The 21,077-nt window shown below is 64.2% G+C and carries 14 protein-coding genes; 5 read left to right on the forward strand and 9 right to left on the reverse strand.

Features of this window, described 5'->3' with window-relative positions:
• Window positions 1–99: 99 nt before the first annotated feature.
• Window positions 100–2,220, reverse strand: a complete 2,121-nt coding sequence (locus GEMMAAP_RS15115; RefSeq protein ID WP_026848529.1) for a TonB-dependent receptor — start codon at window positions 2,218–2,220, stop codon at window positions 100–102.
• A gap of 166 nt (window positions 2,221–2,386) precedes the next feature.
• Window positions 2,387–3,331, reverse strand: a complete 945-nt coding sequence (locus GEMMAAP_RS15120; RefSeq protein ID WP_238588144.1) for an LOG family protein — start codon at window positions 3,329–3,331, stop codon at window positions 2,387–2,389.
• A 91-nt stretch (window positions 3,332–3,422) separates the two neighbouring features.
• Here GEMMAAP_RS15120 and GEMMAAP_RS15125 point away from each other — a divergent pair, with 91 nt between their 5' ends.
• The 3 genes from GEMMAAP_RS15125 to GEMMAAP_RS15135 all read left to right on the forward strand — a co-directional run bounded on the left by GEMMAAP_RS15125 (window position 3,423) and on the right by GEMMAAP_RS15135 (window position 6,940).
• Complete coding sequence (locus GEMMAAP_RS15125) at window positions 3,423–4,862, forward strand: alkaline phosphatase family protein (protein ID WP_082821373.1); 1,440 nt, start codon at window positions 3,423–3,425, stop codon at window positions 4,860–4,862.
• 111 nt (window positions 4,863–4,973) lie between these two features.
• Complete coding sequence (locus GEMMAAP_RS15130; protein ID WP_026848526.1) at window positions 4,974–5,810, forward strand: alpha/beta fold hydrolase; 837 nt, start codon at window positions 4,974–4,976, stop codon at window positions 5,808–5,810.
• Window positions 5,811–5,812: 2 nt separating this feature from the next.
• Entirely contained in the window at window positions 5,813–6,940 is a 1,128-nt protein-coding gene (locus GEMMAAP_RS15135) for a sensor histidine kinase (RefSeq protein ID WP_026848525.1), read from the forward strand.
• A 3-nt stretch (window positions 6,941–6,943) separates the two neighbouring features.
• On the opposite strand, the gene GEMMAAP_RS15140 is transcribed toward GEMMAAP_RS15135, so the two are convergent.
• From GEMMAAP_RS15140 to GEMMAAP_RS15155, 4 genes are read right to left on the reverse strand one after another with little or no spacing between them, the layout of a single operon-like run.
• Window positions 6,944–7,270, reverse strand: coding sequence for a nucleoside triphosphate pyrophosphohydrolase family protein (locus GEMMAAP_RS15140; protein ID WP_026848524.1), 327 nt, complete (start codon window positions 7,268–7,270; stop codon window positions 6,944–6,946).
• An 18-nt stretch (window positions 7,271–7,288) separates the two neighbouring features.
• Window positions 7,289–8,155, reverse strand: a complete 867-nt coding sequence (locus GEMMAAP_RS15145; RefSeq protein WP_026848523.1) for an HDOD domain-containing protein — start codon at window positions 8,153–8,155, stop codon at window positions 7,289–7,291.
• Window positions 8,152–9,945 (reverse strand): putative bifunctional diguanylate cyclase/phosphodiesterase, encoded by a 1,794-nt coding sequence (locus GEMMAAP_RS15150; protein WP_053333677.1) that lies wholly within the window; start codon window positions 9,943–9,945, stop codon window positions 8,152–8,154. The genes GEMMAAP_RS15145 and GEMMAAP_RS15150 overlap by 4 nt, the downstream gene beginning before the upstream one ends.
• Entirely contained in the window at window positions 9,942–13,226 is a 3,285-nt protein-coding gene (locus tag GEMMAAP_RS15155) for an ATP-binding protein (protein ID WP_053333676.1), read from the reverse strand. The genes GEMMAAP_RS15150 and GEMMAAP_RS15155 overlap by 4 nt, the downstream gene beginning before the upstream one ends.
• Before the next feature lie 145 nt (window positions 13,227–13,371).
• Between GEMMAAP_RS15155 and GEMMAAP_RS15160 the strand changes: the two genes are divergently transcribed.
• Both GEMMAAP_RS15160 and queG read left to right on the forward strand, forming a co-directional pair.
• Window positions 13,372–13,620: a hypothetical protein gene (locus tag GEMMAAP_RS15160; protein WP_026848522.1), complete on the forward strand. Its 249-nt coding sequence runs from the start codon at window positions 13,372–13,374 to the stop codon at window positions 13,618–13,620.
• A gap of 7 nt (window positions 13,621–13,627) precedes the next feature.
• The gene (gene queG, locus GEMMAAP_RS15165; RefSeq protein WP_043579427.1) at window positions 13,628–14,710 is read left to right on the forward strand and encodes a tRNA epoxyqueuosine(34) reductase QueG; all 1,083 of its coding nucleotides are present in this window, start codon (window positions 13,628–13,630) and stop codon (window positions 14,708–14,710) included.
• A gap of 69 nt (window positions 14,711–14,779) precedes the next feature.
• Here queG and GEMMAAP_RS15170 read toward each other — a convergent pair whose 3' ends face one another.
• From GEMMAAP_RS15170 to GEMMAAP_RS15180, 3 genes are all read right to left on the reverse strand, one after another.
• Window positions 14,780–16,027 (reverse strand): ABC transporter permease, encoded by a 1,248-nt coding sequence (locus tag GEMMAAP_RS15170; RefSeq protein WP_075071542.1) that lies wholly within the window; start codon window positions 16,025–16,027, stop codon window positions 14,780–14,782.
• Between the two features lie 73 nt (window positions 16,028–16,100).
• Window positions 16,101–17,588 (reverse strand): DUF1501 domain-containing protein, encoded by a 1,488-nt coding sequence (locus tag GEMMAAP_RS15175; RefSeq protein ID WP_082821375.1) that lies wholly within the window; start codon window positions 17,586–17,588, stop codon window positions 16,101–16,103.
• A gap of 23 nt (window positions 17,589–17,611) precedes the next feature.
• The gene (locus tag GEMMAAP_RS15180; protein WP_053333675.1) at window positions 17,612–21,076 is read right to left on the reverse strand and encodes a PSD1 and planctomycete cytochrome C domain-containing protein; all 3,465 of its coding nucleotides are present in this window, start codon (window positions 21,074–21,076) and stop codon (window positions 17,612–17,614) included.
• Window position 21,077: the final 1 nt, after the last annotated feature.

Here is a 21,077-nt window from a genome sequence, read left to right on the forward strand (position 1 = left end):
AGCGCCCGGCCGTTGGGGCCGGGCGCCTGATCCCTGAAATATGCCTGGATAGTCTACGGGTTCAACCCTTGCGGGCATCCCGCGGGGCAGGGGGCGGATTTACGGCGTGACGCCAAGCGTTACCCGGAATGTGCGCGGGGCGCCGGGCATGATGTTGTTGTTGCCGTGCGAGGTCGCATAAATCCGGGAATCCGCGAGGTTCTCCACGTTCAGCTGTGCGGTGAGCCCCCGCGGCAGCGACAGAAACATCGCCGCATCGAGCCGGGTGAAGGCGGGCAATACCACGCTGTTATCAATGGCGGCGTAGCGCTGGCCCTGATGCACAACGCCGAACCCGAGCGCGGTCTGCGGCAGCACACGCACCTTGTTCCAGAGCGATGCACTCGTATTCGGCACCAGTGGCGCCGTGGCGCCCACCCGCGCCGCGCTGGTACGACTCACAATGCGCGCCTGCTGTACCGCCAGTCCGCCCATTACGTCCCAGCGCGCGTGCGGCGTGCCCTGCACCCCGAATTCGGCACCGGTCGTGCGCTGCCGACCCGTCTGCAGCAGTAACGTCGGGTCCACCGGGTCGGGGGCCGTGGTGTTCGAGCGATCGAGGGTGAACCAGGCGGCCGTCACATCGAGACCGGGACGTGCTTCCCACTTCACGCCCACCTCCCGATTGCGGAACCGCTCCGGCTGCAGCGTCTGTGTGGTGGGCGTGAGCGACAGAAACTGGTCGCCACTGCTGGGCAGGTGAGACACACTGTAGCTGCCGTACACCGAGAGCGTACGCGACGGGGTGATCACCACGCCGCCGCGTGGCGACACCAGATTGTCGATGCGTGACAGGGTGCTGTTGGTGCGGCGGTTCCGGACACGCAGGTCGAACCGATCGTGGCGAATGCCGCCCACCAGTTGCACGTGGTCGCCGAGATGCAGCTGCTCCTGCAGGAAGAGCGCCGCCACGTTCGCCACGGCACGGTTGTCCGCGTCGGAGGCACTCGCCCGGAAGGTGACCGGCGTTGTCACCGTTGGCGCCCCGACCGGCACCGCGCGTGCCGTTGCCGTGTTGTCGAAATAGCCCGTGAGCCGCTGATTGTCGGAGCGCTGCTGACTCACTTCGGTGCCGACCAGCAAGGTCGAGCGAAGGGAGCCGCGGGCCGCGCGCCACACCGCATCTGTCTGGTTGAACAGACTGCGACGATCCACGGCGTCGCTGTACGCCCCGAGCGAGAACTGCGTCCCCGCGCTGTTGATGGCGCTGCTGGCAAACACGTTCTGATAGAACTTGTCGTAGGCAAAAGCGCGGGCATGCGAACGCAGTGTAAAGCCGTGTCCATTGTCGAACTCTGCCTGCAGATGCGCGCCATCCACCGTCATGCTGGCGCGGCTGAGCGAGGGATCGCCCACGAAGGTGCGGGTGTCGAGCGCGGACGGTCGCCCGTTGGCGGATGGGAGACCGCGGTCCACGGTGCGACGGTCCACGTAGCGCTCCACCCCCGCGCGCACCATGGTGCGTCCCAGCATTGCCGATGCGGTGGGATTCACCCCCCACTTTTCGAGTCCCATGTTCCGGCGAAACGAATCGCTCGCTTCGTACATGAGGTTCACGCGACCAGCCACTTTACCTACCGCATCGCCCATATCGAGCGAAACGCGACGCTGGTCCCACGACCCGGTTTCCACGCGTGCCATGCGTACCGGCGTCCATTCCGCACGCTTCATGACGCGGTTGATCACGCCGCCGCCGCCCCCGCGCCCGAACACAGTGGCATTGGCCCCCTTCACCGCGTCGATCTGCTGCACGTTGTACGTGTCGCGGTAATACTGCGCATCGTCGCGCACCCCGTCCACGAAGAAGTCGGCGGTACTGCTCTGTCCGCGAATCGTGGGAGCGTCGCGGTGCCCTTCCCCTTGCCCCATGCTGATCCCGGGCACGTACTCCACGGCCTTGGCCATCGACTGGATGTTGAGGTCCAGCAGCAGGGGCGCCGCCAGCACGCTGACCGATTGCGGCACGTCGCGCAGAGGGGTCAGGGTCCGCGTGGCGGAGCGGCTGGCCGGTGCGGTATAGCGCACGGCGCGCTGCGCATTGGCGCGCACCCGCACGACCTCGACGGCCTGCGCAGAATCCGGACGCGGGCGACCGGCACTGGCAGGCTGAGCAGCGGGGGAGCGCACCGTGTCTTGGGGGGCCCCGGCAAGCAGGACGGAAAAAATGAGCGAGGAAACCATGGCGAGATTAGTTGAGAACGACTATCATCTAATGCATATGCAGGGTAAACAATGAATCCCGACTTTGTCAATCGGGATTAGTTCGTATACAAAAAGGGACCGCCACCATGGCGGCCCCTGCGCGGGGCGGGCGAATTGGCCGCCGCCCCGATGCTTCGGCCGCCGTCTATGGCGAACCGCTGGCCGCTCGGCTGGCCTCTTGCGCCTCGTGCGCATCCATTACCGCCTGCGCCGCCTCCCGTGGGTCATCGGTCAGCAGCACCAGATCCAGATCGTTGGGGGAGATCTTCCCTTCGGCAACCATGCGCGACGTGATCCAGCGCACGAGGCCGGCCCAGTAGTGGGTCCCGAAGAGAATGACCGGGAACTGATAGATCTTGCCGGTCTGAATGAGCGTCAGCGCCTCGAACAGTTCATCCAGCGTGCCGAAGCCGCCGGGGAAAATGATGAACGCGTTCGAGTACTTGATGAACATCGTCTTGCGGACAAAGAAGTACCGGAAGTTCACCAGCGTATCGACGTACGGATTGGCGCCCTGCTCAAAGGGCAGCTCAATGTTGCATCCGACCGAATGGCCATTGACATCCTTGGCGCCACGATTGGCCGCCTCCATGATGCCGGGGCCGGCGCCGGTGAGGATCGAGAACCCCTGCTCCGCCAGCAGTCGTGCCGTTTCCCGCGCGGCGCCATACATGGGATCATCCGGCCCAGTGCGCGCGGAGCCGAAGATCGTCACCCCCTTCTGCACATCGGAGAGGGCGTCGAACCCTTCGACGAACTCCGAGGTAATGCGCATGACCCGCCACGGATCGGAGCGGGTAAAGGCCGTCGCCTCATCTTTCGGACTTTGCAGCAACTTTTCGTCTTCCGTGAGCATTGGACGGTCACGGAGTGACTGATCTACCAGACGAGGATCGGCCCGGCGCACGGCACGGGCCCCGCTGGACACCAGCGACTTGGTGTCGGCCGGCTCCCGGCCGGCCGCACGATGTCCGGCCTCGGTCCGCTCCCGATAGGCCTCCACGGATTGCTGTTCCGCCGTGGTACGTGTGACGGGCGAGGCCTTCTTGCCGGTTGCTGTTCGAGGGGCCGAGCGTCGTGATTTCGCCATGGAGAGTGTGGGAGTATGCCAGTCGGAGTGGTGAAGCCACGAGGAAGGCGCGTCTCAACGCGTTGGACACGCCGCACGCGGCGGGGTCTCCGTGAGGCATGATACCACTGGAACGGCCCGGTTGCTCCTGGTCGTAGCCGACGGGGTACGCGCGGATGTGCTGGAAGAGGAGATGGACGCCGGACGTGCGCCGGCCATGGCGGCGCTGCGGGCGAAAGGGAGCTCACAACCGATCTCCTCCTCGTTTCCGTCGGTGACGGGCCCGGCGTATGTCCCCTTTCTCATGGGGCATCATCCCGCGCGGGTGGGACTGCCGGGACTCCGCTGGTACGATCGCACCCGGTCACTGCGGTGGGCCCCGGCGCAGTCGCGCAGCTATGCAGGCTGGGACATCTGGCACGTGGACAGCGATGTCTCGCCGCACATGCCCACCATGCTCGAATATGCGCAACCCTCCATTGCCGCCATGAGCATGATTGGTCGGGGGGCCACGCACGGACGCATTGGTCGCGGGCTGGGGTGGATGGCCCGCGCCGCGCCCTCGCATTTCCGGGGGGATCTGCTGGGATGGCGCACCGTGGAACGGCAGGCCACCGCGGCATTCCTCAAGCAGTTCGGTAAAGTCCGCCCTCGGTTCTCCGTGCTGGCCATTACCAGCCCCGACAAGTTTGCCCACAAGTTCGGTGCGCGGTCAGACGCGGTGCGCACCGCCATTCGCGACGTCGATGACGCCATTGGGCGCGCGCAGGAACTGGCGCGGCGTGGCGGGTGGGGCGAGTCGTTGCACATCTGGGTCACCGGCGACCACGGGCACGCGCCGGTCGCGGACCACGATGATTTGCACGGCTGGCTGGAGAGCGAGGGGCACCGCGTGCTGGCGCACCCGCGGCTGAACGTCAAGAACCCGGACGTAGTGCTGATGGTTGGGGGAAACGCCATGGCGCATCTCTACATGGCGCCGGCGCACCGGAGCCGACAGTGGTGGGGCGAACATGCCGCGCGATGGGATCAGCTTTTGGACCGGCTGATCGAGCGCCCGTCCATCGATCTCATGGCGATCAGCACCTCCGATAGCGTGGTGCAGGTGCGTCATGCCGCGCGAGGCGTAGCCGAAGTACGGCGAACGGAGGGGGTGGCCGGCACCCGCTGGTCCTATGTCCCGCTCGATGGAGACCCGCTGCTGTTGGGCGGTGCCCATCAGCTGCTCGACAGCAACAGCGCCTGGGCGCTGTCGTCGGAGACGGCCTACCCGGATGCCCTGGTCCAGCTGTCCTGGCTGGGGGCCTCCAGCCGCGGCGGCGATGTGGTGTTGTCCGCCTCGGAAGGGTGGGATCTGCGGGCCCGTTTTGAGCCGGTGGCCCATATATCGACCCACGGCGCCCTGCTCAGAGATCAGATGCTGGTGCCGCTCATCGTGGACGTCGCCACCGCCCGTCGCCCGCAGCGCACCACCGATATCGTCCCCTCAGCGCTGCAGCTGCTCGGAGTGCATGCCGATACTCTCTTCGACGGACAGTCGTTTCTGCGGTAGGTGACCGCAGGAATCGCCACGCGCCAGCAGTCATCGCGTGTCGCGGTCCGTGCAGCCGGACCGATGATGGCCGGGATGTCGCCCCCCGCGATCGTGTTGTGGAACACCGCTCTGTCCATGTCCGTCCTCTCTCGCAATAACGTGCGCGTCTCCGGGCGCGGCGAACAATACATGATCTTCGCGCACGGGTTTGGCTGTGATCAGGCCATGTGGCGTTACGTGGCGCCGGCGTTTGAAGACAGTCATCGTGTGGTGCGCTTCGACTACGTGGGTGCCGGACAATCTGATGTCACGGCGTATGATGCCACGCGCTACGGTACCCTACAGGGCTACGCCAGCGACGTGCTCGAAGTCATCGAAGCGCTGGCGGCGCAGCAGGTGGTATTTGTGGGCCATTCCGTGAGCGCGACGGTGGGCATGCTAGCCGCCATCAGACGCCCGTCACGCTTCGACCGGCTGATCCATGTCGGGCCATCCCCCAGTTACCTCAACGATCCCCCACACTACCACGGTGGTTTTGCCAAAGAAGATCTGCTGGGACTCCTGGAGATGATGGAGAAGAACTATTCGGGATGGGCGGGTGCGCTGGCGCCTGTCGTGACGGGCAACCCCGACCATCCGGAGTTTGCGGCGGAACTGGAAGCCAGCTTCTGCGCCTACGATACCGCCATCGCGCGTGCCTTTGCCAAAGCCACGTTCCTTTCCGATCACCGTCGGGATGTCGTCGCCGTCCCGGTGCCATCGCTAATCATTCAGTGCGCACAGGACAACATTGCGCCGGAATCGGTGGGACGATGGCTTGCTGATCACTTGCCCCTGAGCACCTATCACGCGCTTGAGGCCACTGGACACTGCCCGCACCTCACGCATCCGGACGAGACCATTCGCGCCATCCGCAGCTATCTTGACGGGCCGACAGCCTCGCCGACGCCGGCGCCCCTGACATAGCGATGCACGACGAGTCGATGCACCATGACTTTGACGACGCCGCCTGCGGTTTGCTGACCTGCTCTTCCAGTGGCCAGATCCTTCGGATCAACGGCACACTGCGCCATTGGCTTGGCATCCCCGGCGAGTCAACCGTCTCCTCACTGTTCGATGTGCTGACGCCGGCCAGCCTCCTGTTCTTTGAAATGCAGTTGCGACCATTACTGGCGCTGGGACGTACGGTAGACGGTGCGTTCATCAATTTGCGACATCGTGACGGCAGCCAGTTGCCGGTTGTGCTCAATGCCAGCCAGCCTCAGGGCAGTCCGCGCATGGCGATGGCCATGATTGTGGTTCGTGAGCGTGAGCAATACGAGGCGTCGCTCCGTCAGTCGCGGGCCGACGCCGAGGCCGCTCTGGCCGCCATGGCAGCCAGCGCGCATGGTCAGAAAATGCAGGCGGTCGGTCAGATGGCGGCGGGAGTGGCCCATGAGTTCAACAATCTGTTGGCGGTGATCCGGGGGAATATTTCCTTTGCCCAGCAAGGCGTGACGGACGCGTTGTCGAGTGAGCAACGGATCCTTGAGGATCTGGAGAGTGCCATGACCGCGACGGACCGGGCCAGTGCCATAGTCCGTCAGCTTCTGGCCTTTACCGGACGGCAGGTTGTCCGGCGCTCAGTAGTGAATCTCAACAGCGTGGTGGATGATTCCAGACACCTGGTAGTCACGGCGCTTGGCCGAGATGTCACCTGGCAAACTCGGCTGGCACATGACCTTTGGCCGGTATTCGCCCCAAAGGATCAACTGCAGCACATACTCACGAACCTCGTCCTGAACGCCCGCGACGCAATTCGCGCGCGAGGTGAGCCTGGATTGATCACCGTCACCACGTCCAACGTGAACGGCACAAACGATCATGGTGACAGTGTCCGCCTGCTAGTGGAAGACACCGGCCTTGGTATGCCCGACGACGTAAGGGCGCGCGCCTTTGATCCTTTCTTCACAACTAAACCAGTTGGTCAGGGGATGGGGCTTGGTCTGTCGATGGTATACGGAACCATCGACGCCCTGGGCGGGCGTACCACTATTGACAGCTCCGCCGGACAGGGAACGCGCATCACCATCACTCTGCCCCGCGCGACGACCTAATTGCTACTCGCTGCGGTTGCGGCTCCGCTCCGGATCGAAGCCCTCGGGATAGCGCTTCCGCAACTTCTCAATGTTGCGCTGTGCAATGTCTTCGAGCGACAGATCGAGCACGGTGGCAAACGCCCCGATGTACCACAGACAATCGCCCAGCTCCTTCACTAGCGCGTCCTTATCCAGCGGCGTCGCGTGAAAGAGATGCTTCTTGATGACTTCGGCCGTTTCGCCGGCCTCTCCGGTGAGCCCCAGGGCCGCATTGGCCAACTGCTGCTCGTGCGTGCGGTCGCGCCCCAACGTGCGCGCCGCCAGTTCCTGATATTCGTCGAAGTTCATGCCGACGAATGTAACGCGCTACGCCGCCAGGAGAGAGACGGCCTGGGGAATGCCCTCCGCCACTTCCGCTTCCACGTCCTCGATGGCCAGTGGGGTGAGTTGAAGCACGTCCAGCGCCTCCGGCAGGGGGGTGATGACTTCCACAGTGGCGGTGTACCCCACCCCAATGCGCGCAGCCAGCACGTCGGCCACATGAATCAACGCCGGCAGCCGCTGCTCATGCCAGGCCAGCGTGCGGAAATCATGATGGTGCTGACAGGCGAGCACAAAGGGGGTGGGGAAATGCCAGGCATCGCAAAGCGCCCCCCCGAAATCTTCGTGGGTGGCGCCAATCTCGCTCCGCTCCAAGTCGCGGAACGTAGGGCCGTCCGGCTGCCCTGCCCGCTGCACCAAGACCGTGAACTCGGGGAGCCACGCCTGCATGGCCACAATCACCCCAACGTCATGCAGCAACCCGGCCAGCATGGCTTCCTCCGGCGACGCCGCGCCGGTACGGACAGCGAGGGTCCGTGCGGCCGTGCCTACCGCCACACAGTGGTTCCACACGTCGCCCGGATCGAAACCGGGAATGGACCGTCGGCCGCGAAAGAGTCGATGCAGGCTGGCCGCGAGAGCAATATTCCGAATGGAATCGACTCCCAGCAGGCGAATCGCGGCACGCGGGCTCCCGACCTCACGCTGACGGCGGTAGAACGCGGAGTTCACGACCTTCAGCACACGCGCCGCCAGCGCCGGGTCCGTGAGCAAAGCGTCGTGCAGGGTGTCTTCGTTAGCCGAAGGATCATCGGCAATTTGCATGATCCGCATGGCAACACTGGGCAGAGTGGCAATCGACGCCACCCGATCAATGGTGGCGCGCACCACACGATCCGTGGCGGACGTCATGCCGCCTCCATGGAGATGGCGGAGGGGCTGCCCATCCATTCCTCAAACACCCGAGCCTCAAGCGGACGGGCGAGCAGATACCCCTGTCCATACGGGCATCCCAGCGCCTGCAGGAGCACCAGCTGCTCCATATGTTCGATGCCTTCCGCCACGACCTCGAGCCCAAGGTTGTCGGCGAGGGTCATGACGGCATGCAGCAAGGCGGAATAGCCGCGACCGCGACTTACATTTTCCGTCAGTGCGCGATCCACTTTCAGCACATCAAAGGGATATTCCTGCAGACAGGACAGCGACGAGTAGCCGGTCCCGAAGTCGTCCATCGCCAATCGAATGCCTTCACGCTTGAAGGTGGTCAACAGATCCAGGGCCATGGCCCGATGCTGCATGAGTTGCGACTCGGTCACTTCGAGTTGCAGGCACTGCGGAGACATCCCCGTCTCTTCAAGGATGGCCATCGTGCGCGCGGCTACGGTGGGGTCGGCCAACTGGACACGCGAAAGGTTCACGCTGATGTAGTCGGGGGCCAGGGTCGGCATCTCCCGTTGCCACTGCACAAACTGCAGGCAGGCCTGCCGGAGCACTTGATCCGACAACGGGAGAATGAGCCGTGTCTCTTCGGCAATGGGGATGAACGCGCCGGGGGAGATCAGCCCCAAGTCGGGATGTCGCCACCGCACCAGGACTTCCACACTGTGCACCCGGCGATCGTCCAGGGAAATGATGGGCTGGTAGACGAGGAAGAACTGGTCTGTACCAATCCCATCGCGCAAGGCATTCTCCAGCCGCACGCGATTGTGAATCGCCTCGCGCATGAACGGCGTGAAGATCACGTAGCAATTCTTGCCACGCGCCTTGGCTTCGTACATGGCAATATCCGCGTCGCGCAGCATGTTGTCGGAGTCAACATACTCACTGCTGCTGTGGACGATTCCGACACTGGCACTGGTGCGCACCGTATGCGCCTGCAGCGCATACGGCTGTTCGAGCATCGGGAGCAGTCGTTCGGCAATGGCGGTCGCCATGTCCACGGTGGGCACATCGTCCAGGATCACGACAAACTCGTCCCCCCCCAAACGCGCCACGGTTGTCCCACCCGAATCGCGGGTTATGCAGTCCTGCGCGCGCAGGTTGTGACGCAACCGTCGGGCAATCTCGACGAGCAATTGATCGCCTACTTCGTGCCCAAGGCTGTCGTTGATGAGCTTGAAACGATCAAAATCGATGAACATCACGGCAAATCCGTACGCCGGATTTTCGCGCGCACGATCAATGCTGTGTTGCAGACGCAAATGCAGCAACGAGCGATTGGGGAGTCCGGTCAGTGAATCCACATGCGCCGCACGCCCAAGTTCCGCCAGCATCCGCTGACGATCGATGACCGACTGGACGCGCGCGCGCAGTTCGGCACCGAAGAATGGCTTCCGGATATAGTCGGAGGCACCGCCGGCAAAGCAGGCCGTCAGGACATCCCGCCGTTCCGTGCCCGTAACAATGATGACCGGCACATTGGCGAGCAACGGCTCACCTTGCAGGCGTTTGAGGAGCTCTACTCCGGTCGCATCGGGGAGCTCCTGATCCAGCAGGATCAGTTCCGGAGGATGATTCATGGCTTGCGTCACGCCACTTGTACCATCAAAGGCGCTCTCCAACTGCACCCCCAACGGCCGCAGCATGGCACTCACCAGATTGTGAATGTCCTGATCGTCATCAATCAACAAGACACGGGCCGGATTGCGTGTCTCGCCGTCCCAATCCGAGCGGCGGCGCTCCGTGCTGATCTCGGTGCTCATGGCTGTGCTCTTACACTGGACAGCACCGCCCGACGCGCCGCAGCAGCATACACGGAGAGGCGAGCCAGCAGCCGCGGGGTTTCATGCATCTGATTTGACAGGCTGGTCTCCAGCTGCCGCGCCAGCTCACTGATGATCGGATATCCGTAACCGCCGGCGGCCCCCTTGAGCTGATGCGTCAACCGCGCCGCGCCCTCGGCGTCTCCATGTTGCACCAGGGACGCGATCGACTGCACACGGTCGGGAAGCACTTCGGCAAAGCCGGTGGCCAGGGCGGCGAGATCCGGATCGTCTGCCAGTTCGCTGACCAGCAATTCCGGAATGTCTTCGACAAAGGATTCCGGCATGCTGACGGGCTCCGCGATCCCCATGGCCTGAAACAGATCCGGGGGAGTGACCCACCGGGCGCACGTGGCAATCAGCGCCTGACGATCGATCGGCTTGGTGGCGTAGTCATCACAACCCGCGTCCAAACATTTCTGGCGGTCCTCGGCCATTGCATGCGCCGTGAGTGCGATGATCGGGATGGGATTGTCGTTGGCGCGCAACACCGCCGCCAGCGTATACCCATCCACTTCCGGCATCTGCATATCGGAGAGCAGCAGGTCAAAGCGGGCCCCGGCGGCCTCGGCCCATTCAATGGCTTCGAGCGCCTGTCGACCGTTCGCCACCACCGTGACATCAGCCCCCGCCGCTTGCAGCAACACGGTAATCAGACGCTGGTTATCCTCACCATCTTCCGCCAGGAGGATGCGCCGACCGGAGAGCGCCCGAGGGGTGGGCGCCGCCGCCGGCGTGCTGGCAACCGCATACTCCAGATGACTGATCGACCGGGCATTCGCGGCGGTGGTGAGCGGCAGACGCAGTTCAAAACGTGATCCCCGCCCAGGCGCTGTTGTTACCAGCTCCACATTGCCGCCCATCAGCTCGGCGAGGCGGCGACAGATGGTGAGCCCAAGCCCAGTGCCACCATGCTTGCGCGTGACGGAGCTGTCTGCCTGCGTGAACGGCTGGAACAACTGTGACGCCTGCTCTTCGGTCATCCCTGGCCCGGTGTCGTCGACGGCAATGACCAGCATGTCGTTCGTGCGCTGCTGTTCAACGCTCGTTTCCACCAGAATGCGGCCACGTTCGGTGAACTTCGCGGCGTTGCCCACAAGGTTCATGAGGATCTGCCGCAAGCGGGTGGGATCGGTGACGATACGGTCGGGAATGGGCGTGGCAATCCGATTTTCAAGCGAGATCCCCTTGGCCTGCGCACGCGACCGCATGAGGCTCTCCACATCCAGCAGCACCGAGGGCAACGCGGTGTTGACCTGCTCAATCTCCATCTTGCCCGCCTCGATCTTGGAGATATCGAGAATGTCATTGATGACCGTGAGCAGATGTTCGCCGGCGCGGCGAATGGTATCCATGGCCTGCAATTGCTCCGGCGCCGCGCCGCCGACTGCGGCTTCATCACGCAGCAGGTCGGTATAGCCGAGGATGGCGGTGAGCGGCGTCCGGATCTCATGGCTCATGTTGGCAAGGAATTCGCTCTTGCTTCGGCTGGCCGCCTCGGCTTTGGCCTGGGCTTGTCGAAGAGCGTCCTCGCGCTCAATGGCTTCGGTGACGTCCATGACGGTGCCGAACAAGCCGAGGATGTTCTTGTCGGGACCGCGCCGGGCACGTCCTTCGCCGCGCACCCACCGAACCATCGGATTGCGCCCTGAAGTGCGCAGCACCAGTGAATACGCCTCCCCGGTGGTCGCCGCACGCTCCACCGCAGCGGTGAGGCGCGCCGCATCATCCGGGTGATAACCGTCGAGAACAGCGGCCATGTCGGGCTGGCCGCGATCCATATCCAGCCCAAAGAGGCTGTACGTTTCGGAGGACCAAGTCACTTGACCGTGCTGGAAGTCAAACTCCCAGTTGCCCACGCGGGCCACGGCTTGCGCTTCCTGAAGCTGGGCCATGGTTTTGGCCAACGCCTCGCGCTCGCGCTGCAGCGCTTCACTGGCTTGCACCTGCTCCGTGACATCCGACTCCACCGCCACGAATCCGGTGAGCTCGTCGCCAACGCGCAGCGGTTCGATACTGAGATCGAGCCAATAGGGTTTCCCCTGCTTCGTCCGGTTCAGCAAGGTGACGCGCACCGACTCACCGGCATCCATTGCGCGCCGCATGCGCGCAATGGCCTCCGGGTCGGTGTCGGGCGCTTGCAGCACGGAGCCCGGCGATTGCCCCACGACTTCCTGGAGCTCCCAGCCCGTGAGCCGCGTGAATCCTTCATTGGCCCAGGTGATGCGTCGCTTCGCATCGGTCAGCACCACCGCATTACTGGTGCGCTGAGCCACCATGGCCAGACGCTCGAACTCCAGACTCTTGCTGGTCACGGTGACATGCTGGCGGCGGAGGAGTCGGACCACCGGCTCGACGACGAGCAGCGCAATACCAATCAGAACGGCGAAGGCCAGGAACCCCCCGCTCCAGGCGGCGCGTTCCGCCTGTTGAATATCCGCATTCTGCATGCGTTGGGCGGCGCCAACGGCCATGCTCGCGAGGGACTGGAATTCGTCAGCCCGCTGAAAGATTTCGAGGGCGCGACGCGCTTTTTCCGTTTCGGAGTCGGTGTCGGTGTCGGACGCGTGAGCCGTCACCGTGGCCTGCAGTGACCGTTCGGCGACCATCATGCGGGTAATGGCCGAGTCCATCGCAGCAACCCGCGGCGACTTGGTATACGCTTCGCTCAAAACAATCTTTTCCAGCGACGCCACATCCACCGCGAGTCGCTGAATTTCATCGACCATCAGGGCGTCGTCGATGGCGTTGTTGCCTTGCGAGCCGGAAAATCGTCCAATGCGTTCGCCGTGTAGCCGCAGGCGAGACAGGACATCAATGATCTCACCCTGATGGGCGAGCGTCCGCGAGGCGGCCACGTTGCCCCACAAGGCAACGGCCACGATGATGGCGAAGACGCTCAGGGACCCGAGAACCGCGACCCGGACGCGATGGTGCGGACTGCCTGGTGCCTTCAGCTGTCGCGTGTGCACCCGGGCGTATTTGGCATCAACACTGCGCCGATAGAGCGTCCAGGCGAAAAGCGGACTGACAATGAAAACCAGCCCGACCGCATCGACCAGTCCCCGGATGTTGTCGGGGATGGGAGCTGGCGTAAGGACGACCGATTCGTGCAGGGCGAGTTCGGCCAGCAATGTCGCCACCCCCAGGAACAGGGCGTCCACCCACCACGCGCGTACGCGGCGGTGCACGGCTTGTTCGGCAGTGTGGCTGGGCGACATGGACGCTGGGCGGGTGATGGGCTCGATCCCCCCTTGAGGGGTACGGAGGCGCCAGCGTCGACGACCGGTATTCCAAGTGTCGGCCCCCGTCGCCCGGAGCTTTAGCAGGCGTCTGGACCCGGGTCCGGTCCGTTATATTCCGCCTATGGCCTGGCTGTCCCTTGCTCTCACCCTCGCGCTGCGCGCCCTGCTCAACCCTGCCCTGGCAGTGGATCTGCTGCGGGTGGCCTGGCGCTTCCGCCACCGGCATTGGTACCGGCGATTTCCCTTCCTCCCGTTACCGGCCCAGAGCTATGTGCGCTGGCGCATGTACACCGCCTACGGCGATGAAGGGGCCATTCCCCCGGCCGATGATGTAGTAGCGTTTGCCCGGTGGGTTGGGCGTCAGCCCTGACCTGTCCATGAGCGCCGGCACCGACCAGCCGTCGTTGTCGCGGCGGTTCCTGGCGCAGGCTTATGCCGCGGGCTTTGACGCCGCCGGGATTGCGGCTTTGGGGGAGCCGGCCACGTACGCGGCGTACGCCGACTGGCTGACCGAGGGGCGTCAGGCCGACATGGCCTATTTGACCGGCGACGGTGCCACCCTGCGGGCCGATACGCGCCTGCCGCATGCCGGGGCCACCCATGCCCTGGTGGTGGCCGCTTCGTACGGTGGCACCGCGCCCACCGGGCCGGTGGCTCGTTACGCCCGCGGTGACGACTACCACGAGCGGCTGCGGGAACGGCTGCGCGAGTTGCACCGCTGGCTGGAACGGGAGGTGGGGCATGCGGTGAACGCACGCCCCTACGTGGACAGTGGCCCGGTGCTGGAGCGCGACCTGGCGCAGCGCGCCGGACTTGGATGGATGGGGAAGAACACCATGCTCATCACGCCACGCGCCGGGTCATTTGTGTTTCTGGCTTCGCTCTTTGTGGAGCTCGACCTTGAGCCGTCGGTTCCGTTTGAGGCCGACCGCTGTGGTACCTGTACCCGCTGTCTTGATGCCTGCCCCACCGGCGCGTTGCCGGCCCCGCGGGTCCTCGATGCGAACCGGTGCGTCAGCTATCTCACCATTGAGCACCGTCAGAGCATACCCGGCGCGCTCCGCGAGTCGATGGGCGGGCTGCTGTACGGTTGCGACATCTGCAATGATGTGTGTCCGTGGAACCATAAGTTCGCGCGCGATGCGATGTTTTCCGAGTTCGCGCCACGCGACCTGTTTGCCGAGTCGTACGACCGCGAGGGCGCTCGCGCGCTGGCCCGCGAGCTCCTCATGATGTCGCCGGCCAATTACGCGGCGGCCTTCAGGGGCTCAGCGATCAAACGCGCCAAGCTGTGGATGCTGCAGCGCAACGCGTGCGTCGTGCTCGGCAACATTGGCACCGAAGAAGATCTCGCGGTATTGGAGGCGATGTGCCAGCACAAGCATGAACTCGTGCGCGAGCACTCACAGTGGGCGGTGGCGCACATCAGGCAAGGATCGGGAAACCATCCCTCGCGCTGATGGCCGGTCGTTGGGGTTCCACCAGGATTTCCCAGCCAGCGTTCGCAGGACCAAGAGCAATTCGCCTGTCTACTCGTGCCGAATCGCGTCGATAGGACTCAGGTGCGACGCCCGACGTGCTGGATACGTGCCGAATACGAGGCCGATGATCACCGCCAACGTGGCCGACATCACCAGCGTCCACGGCGAAATCACCACCTGCAATCCCTCCGCGTCCACCATCAGGTGCATCACGCCCACCGCCAAGGCGGCGATGGATAGTCCAAGCACAACGCCGAGCCCACTCCCCACGGCGGAGATGGCCACCGCCTCGGTGAGGAACTGGACGCGAATATCTCGCACATTGGCCCCAATCGCCTTCCGAATGCCGATCTCCCGGGTGCGCTCGGTCACACTCGCCAGCATGATATTCATGATGCCGATCCCCCCGACGAGCATCGAGATTCCCGCCAGCAATCCGAGAAACAGCTTCATGATGAGAAATGCCCGCGCAATCTCGGCGAGTTCGGCCTCAGCGACGATAATCTCGATGCGATCCTCCCACCGCTGAAATCGGAGTGCGAGCCAGTCTTCGATTTCACTCGTCAGCGTCGCCACGGCATCGACCGAACGGGCCTTGAGCGCAATTGACGGTGCCCCGGCGACCGCCGAATTACCCAGGGTCGCTGCCGCCCCCGCGTAGGGAATTCGTGCCGAGTAGCCGCGCTCGCCTTGGCGGGCGGCAAAAACGCCGATGACCACGCGGGGGAGGGGACCGACCCGTACCTCCTGGCCGATCAACGAAGTGGCGGGCCGGCCGTCAGCCAATTCTTCCGCGAGGCGCCACGAGAGGACCACCACCGGCGCGTTGGCGAGTGCCTCGCGTGGGGTGAATGATCGGCCGTCCGCCAGTGGACGTCGATCGGTAATGGCGATGTCTTCGGTGACGGCGGCGATGGTCGCTTTCCGTTGCTTGCCACTCCCCGGCCAGCTGACCCGTGCAGATCCACCTCGACTCATGACCGCGGCCTGCGCCGAGGGCGTCTCACGTTTCAGAGATGAAAGGTCGGCCAACGTCAACACAAGGGGATTGCGTACCGGCTCCCAACTTCCGTCAATGAGGCGAAACGTGCGCGGTTCGATCGTGACCGATTGCACATCGGTCACCCGGTCGATTTCGCTGCGGACGAAGGCTTGCATCGCATCGCCGAGCGAGAGGACGGCGACGAGAGCGGCGACCCCGATGATGACCCCCAACGTCGACAGGAGGGTGCGCAGCGGGTTCTCGCGAAGCGCACCTAGACCAACGGCGGCGGCAGATAGCGATGGGGGAAGCATTGACTACCCCGTACGGCGGCTGGACCCGGCGGGTTCCAGCGGTCTGCGAGCGCAATCGAGTGGGACCGATACCTCACGCAATGATATCGTGAATCACCTTGCCGGCCACGTCGGTGAGCCGGAAGTCGCGACCGCTGTAGTTGTACGTCAGCTTCTCGTGGTTGATGCCCAACAGGTGCAAAATGGTCGCGTGCAGATCGTGAATGTGCACGGGGTTCTCCGCGACCTTGAAGCCGAAGTCGTCGGTGCGGCCATAGGTCATACCTCCCTTCACACCGCCGCCCGCCAGCCAGATGCTGAACCCGTGCGGATTGTGATCGCGCCCGTTCGTGACGCGGCCACCCGCGCCGCCGCCGCCGGTCTCCAGCACCGGCGTGCGTCCGAACTCGGTGCCACACACCACCAGCGTGTCATCCAGCAGTCCGCGTGACTTGAGATCTTTCACCACGGCGGCGAAAGCCCGGTCGGAGTGCCTAGCGTTCACGCGGTGGCGGTTGATGTCGTCGTGGTGGTCCCACGGGTCACCCTTGGCGTAATAGACCTGCACCATGCGCACCCCTTTCTCCACGAGCCGCACCGCCATGAGACAGCCGCGCGCCGTGCTTCCCGGGCCATACAAACGCTGCGTCGCCTCGCTCTCCTTGCGAATGTCGAAGACGTCAGGCGCTTCCGTCTGCATGCGATAGGCGGTTTCCATGGCCTTGATCGCGCCCTCCAGCTCCTCGTCGTTCGGCCCCACGCGCTGCATGCGCAGGCGATTCAACTTTTCCACCAGATCCACTTCCTTGCGCTGGTCAGTAAGCGACGTGGAGTCGGAGTGGATGTTGGGAATGAGCTCGTAGGGGTCGAACTCTTCCTCGAGCCGTGGCGCCTTGTCGGCGATGAACGTGCCCTGGTGCATGGCGGGGAGAAAGCCGTTGCTCCACAGTGGCGGCCCCACCACGGTAGGCTGATCGGGACAGAGCACCACGAACCCGGGGAGGTTCTTGTTCTCGGTGCCCAGCCCGTAGGTAAGCCAGGCGCCCATGGATGGCCGCCCGGGCTGGATGTGCCCGGTGTTCATGATGAGCAGCGACGGCTCGTGGTTGGGGATCTCCGTGTGCATCGACCGGATGACGCAGATGTCGTCGGCGATCGACCCCACCTCCGGGAACAGCTCGCTGACTTCGAGACCGGACTTCCCGTAGCGCGAAAACTTGAACGGCGACTTCATGAGCGAGCCGGTCTTCCGCTCGGTCTTGATGGCGTTCGGAATGGGCTTCCCGTCGTACTTGTCCAGCTCAGGCTTGGGGTCGAAGGTGTCCACCTGCGACACGCCCCCATTCATGAACAGAAAGATCACGTGCTTGGCGCGCGGCTTGAAGTCGGGCTTGATCACCCGCTCGCCCATCGAGGAAAGCACGGAGCTCGACGCCTCCGCGATGGACGCGCCCACCATCTGCGCGAACGCCATCATGCCAAACCCGGCGCCCATCGTTCTGAGCGCCTCGCGTCGCGTGCGCGGCTGCGAGTTTACTCCGCAGCCATCGTCATGCCCGCCCGTCCCGTGCCCGTGTGCCATATGGTGCTCCTTGAAAGCGCGTGTCAGTCGATGAAGCGGAATTCCGCCGCGCTGAACAGCGCCCGTGCGTATTGCGTCCACGCCTTCATGGACACCCGGCGCGCGAGCAGGTCCTTCTTCGCCTGCTCGGCACCACCTCCAGCCCCCGCGACCTTGGCGGTAGCGGTCGTTGAACTCTGCACCTTCTTGGTCTCAGCCTCGGCCTTCGCTGTCTCGCTTGCCAGCAGCGACGCGCGCTGCTCGGCGAGAAATCCAAGCCCGAGCACGATCTCCTCTTCGACCGCGTCGCGACCGTAGAGCAAAGGATAGGCCGCACGGATCATGGCGCGATCGTCAAAATGCTTGGGCGGGGGAGGACCAGCCGCGTCGGCAGCCGTGTCCGCGGCGGTGGTTGCCGCTTTCTTCAGTGCCGTCCGGCGTGGGGGCGCGGCTCCGGCGGTGCCAGAGTCTTTTGCCACGACAGGCGCCGCCGCCGAGTCGGCCAAGCGCCGCACCAGGGCCTGTGCCTGTCGCAACACGAACGGCGAGTTCATGAAGTACAGGCTTTGCAGCGGCACGTTGGTGGCAAATCGCCGCTCGGCGCTCAGGCTCGGGCTCGGGAAGTCGAACGTCTGCAGGAAGATGTGCGGCTGGAAACGACTCACACTCGAGTACAGCGTACGGCGATTGTTTTTCTCGTCGTCGAGTTCGAGCGACGGCCCGCCAATGGAGTCGGCGAGTTCACCAGACACCGCCAACAGCGCGTCACGAATGCCCTCGGCGCTGAGGCGCTGTCGGTTGAATCGCCAAAAGTTCTGGTTCTCGGGATCAATGGTCGCCGCCTTGGCATCGTGGTCCGAGGCCATCTGGTAGACCGAGGAGAGCATGATGTCCTTGTGCAACCGCTTGATCGACCGCCCGTTCGCAACAAACTGTGTGGCCAGGTACTCCAGCAACTCGGGGTTGGTGGGGCGCGCCCCTGCAAAGCCGAAGTTGCTGGGCGTGCGCACGATGCCAGCGCCCATGTGCCAGCCCCACACGCGGTTCACGATCACGCGCGCGGCAAGCGGATGCTTGGCGATGTCCTGAGCCAGCTGCAGCCGACCACTGCCCTCTTTGTAGACCGTAGCCGTGCCGTTCTGCAACACGAGTGGGAAGCCGCGCGGCACGCGCTCACCTAGGTTGAGCGGGCTGCCGCGGATGTGCAGCGCGATGTCTTCGAGGGACTCCTTTGGCTTGTCCTTGACGCCCATGACAAACGGGATGTCCGGCAGTTCCTTCTCGAGGCGCTTTACCTCTTCGCGCATGGCGGCGAGGTGGTCGGCGGCAACGCGGCTCAATTGACGTTCCAGCCCCCAGCCGTTGAAGCGCAGCAGCGCCGGCTTGGGGAAGAACGTGTCGAGTTCGTTGTCGAGATCGAAGGCGTAGACGTCGAGGTACAGGTTGAACCGCGACCGATCCATCGTCGCGAGCTCAAGCTGGTGCTGGTCGAAGAAGCTTTCGAAGCCGTTGGGCATCGGAATGGACTTCACTTCCTCGAGCGGTGTGCCCTTGGCGATGATCTTCTTGTTCTTCTCCTCGAGCTTCTTCTGCTCCGCCGTCACGTCGAGGAGCAACCGTTGGAAGGCATCGGCCAGCTTCTGCGCCTTCTTCTTCGCCTCGGCCTTGGCTTCGTCAGTCGTACCCACCGGCTCGGCGATCATCGCCTGCCAGTCCGTCAGGAACGGGTAGTGCTTTGGCGGATCGTTCAAGAAGTCGATCCACCGTTCAAGTGTCTCCAGGTCGAGACGCGCCTCGAGGGCCGCGCGCTCCTTGGGAAGCTGCTCGCGGCCGGTCACCTGCCACGCCGCCATCATGTACTTGGAAACCTGCAGCGTGAGTACGCGCGCGAGCTGGTCAGACTCGGTGCGCATGTACTCACCCATGCCCTCGTTGAACTTCTTGATGAACTCTTTGTCTTTCTTGTATTTGTCGGCGCGAACCGAGTCGGCGATTGGATACTCGTGGTAATTGGCGTTGTTGAAGACGCCGGCCAACGCGTAGTAGTCGTGCGTTCCGATGGGGTCGTACTTGTGGTCGTGGCAGCGCGCACAGCCGACGGTAATCCCGAGGAAGCCGCGTGTGGTTACGTCCACGCGGTCGTGGCGTTCGTCCGCGCGCGCCACCGGGGGATCAGCAAGGTCGTAGTACCAGGGACCCTGACCGAGGAAGCCGAGGGCCGGGAGCAGATCTTTCCGGCGGTTCTCGGGCATCTGGTCGGCCGCCAGGTGCGCCATGACGAGGGTGTCGTACGCCATGTCCGCATTGAGGGCGTCAACCACCCAATCGCGGTAGACATGGGCCATGGGGTATCGCTCTCTACCCGAGCCGTCCATCGCCAAACCGCGGGTGTCATCCTCGGCGTAACGCGTGACATCGAGCCAGTGCCGCCCCCATTTCTCACCGTAGTGTTCGGAGGCGAGCAACCGGTCCACCACCTTTTCAAAGGCGGCGCGGGCCGTGTCGGCGAGGAAGGCTTCAACCTCTTTCTTCGTGGGCGGGAGCCCGATGAGGTCGTAGGTCGCCCTACGGATAAGCGTGCGCTTGTCGGCGGCACGGGCGGGGGTGAGCCCGCGCTGCTCGAGCTGCGCGAGCACAAAGCGATCGATGTCAGTCTTGACCCACTCGGTGTTTTTCGGCGTGGGGACCTTGATGACCGGGTGCGGGCTGAACGACCAGAATTCGCGCTCCGCCTTGGTGGCGGCGCGGCGCGGCACGGCAATGGGTGCTTCGGTCTTCGCCCATTCGGCGCCGGCCTGGATCCATTCGACGAACCCCTGGATTTCTGCGTCTGACAGCTTGGCGGCATTGCGGGGCATGCGCAGCTCTTCGCGCTCGTGCCGCAGCGCCGAAATGATGAGGCTCTGCTCAGGGTTTCCCGGAATGACCGCGGGTCCGCGGCCGCCCCCCTTGAGGATGCGCTCGCGCGAGTCGAGCCGCAGGCCACCGCGCTCCTCGTTGGTATGACACGCGAAGCACTTCTGTTCGAGCACCGGGCGGACCTTGTTAGCGAAGATCCGGGCGCCGGGTGTCATGCCGCCTTCGGCTTCTCCCGATACCGAGGCAGCAAGCACGATTTTGGGTGCGGCCTCTGGCCATGGCGCACCCATTTTTACCCACTCCACCAGCCCTTCGATTTCGCGAGGCGAGAGGGGGGGCGCGTCACGCGGCATCTCCATTTTCGCGATCTCGTGCCGGATCGCCTTAATGAGCAGGCTGGCGTTTGGGTCGCCGGGAACAATGGCCGGGCCCGACTTGCCGCCGGCGAGGAGCTCGGCCCGCGAGGTGACCCGCAAGCGGCCGCGCGTGCGCGCTTCCGAATGGCACTCGGCGCACTGCCTGGCCAGCACCGGTCGCACCCGGGTCTCGAAGAAGTCGTCGTTTGACTGCGCCGCGGCCGGAGTGGCAACCGCCGTACCGGCTGTGACGGCTGTGGCGAAGGACGCGACGAGCGTGACAAAGGACTTCATG

Source organism: Gemmatimonas phototrophica (assembly GCF_000695095.2).
GTDB classification, from domain to species: Bacteria; Gemmatimonadota; Gemmatimonadetes; order Gemmatimonadales; family Gemmatimonadaceae; genus Gemmatimonas; species Gemmatimonas phototrophica.

Excerpts from the sequence above, each read along its gene's own strand:
- GEMMAAP_RS15155 (WP_053333676.1), bottom strand. The coding sequence starts at position 13,226 with ATGTCGCCCAGCCACACTGCCGAACAAGCCGTGCACCGCCGCGTACGC.
- GEMMAAP_RS15135 (WP_026848525.1), top strand. The coding sequence starts at position 5,813 with ATGCACGACGAGTCGATGCACCATGACTTTGACGACGCCGCCTGCGGT.
- GEMMAAP_RS15175 (WP_082821375.1), bottom strand. The coding sequence starts at position 17,588 with ATGGCACACGGGCACGGGACGGGCGGGCATGACGATGGCTGCGGAGTA.
- GEMMAAP_RS15160 (WP_026848522.1), top strand. The coding sequence starts at position 13,372 with ATGGCCTGGCTGTCCCTTGCTCTCACCCTCGCGCTGCGCGCCCTGCTC.
- GEMMAAP_RS15140 (WP_026848524.1), bottom strand. The coding sequence starts at position 7,270 with ATGAACTTCGACGAATATCAGGAACTGGCGGCGCGCACGTTGGGGCGC.
- GEMMAAP_RS15150 (WP_053333677.1), bottom strand. The coding sequence starts at position 9,945 with ATGAGCACCGAGATCAGCACGGAGCGCCGCCGCTCGGATTGGGACGGC.
- GEMMAAP_RS15170 (WP_075071542.1), bottom strand. The coding sequence starts at position 16,027 with ATGCTTCCCCCATCGCTATCTGCCGCCGCCGTTGGTCTAGGTGCGCTT.
- queG (WP_043579427.1), top strand. The coding sequence starts at position 13,628 with ATGAGCGCCGGCACCGACCAGCCGTCGTTGTCGCGGCGGTTCCTGGCG.
- GEMMAAP_RS15180 (WP_053333675.1), bottom strand. The coding sequence starts at position 21,076 with ATGAAGTCCTTTGTCACGCTCGTCGCGTCCTTCGCCACAGCCGTCACA.
- GEMMAAP_RS15115 (WP_026848529.1), bottom strand. The coding sequence starts at position 2,220 with ATGGTTTCCTCGCTCATTTTTTCCGTCCTGCTTGCCGGGGCCCCCCAA.
- GEMMAAP_RS15120 (WP_238588144.1), bottom strand. The coding sequence starts at position 3,331 with ATGGCGAAATCACGACGCTCGGCCCCTCGAACAGCAACCGGCAAGAAG.
- GEMMAAP_RS15145 (WP_026848523.1), bottom strand. The coding sequence starts at position 8,155 with ATGACGTCCGCCACGGATCGTGTGGTGCGCGCCACCATTGATCGGGTG.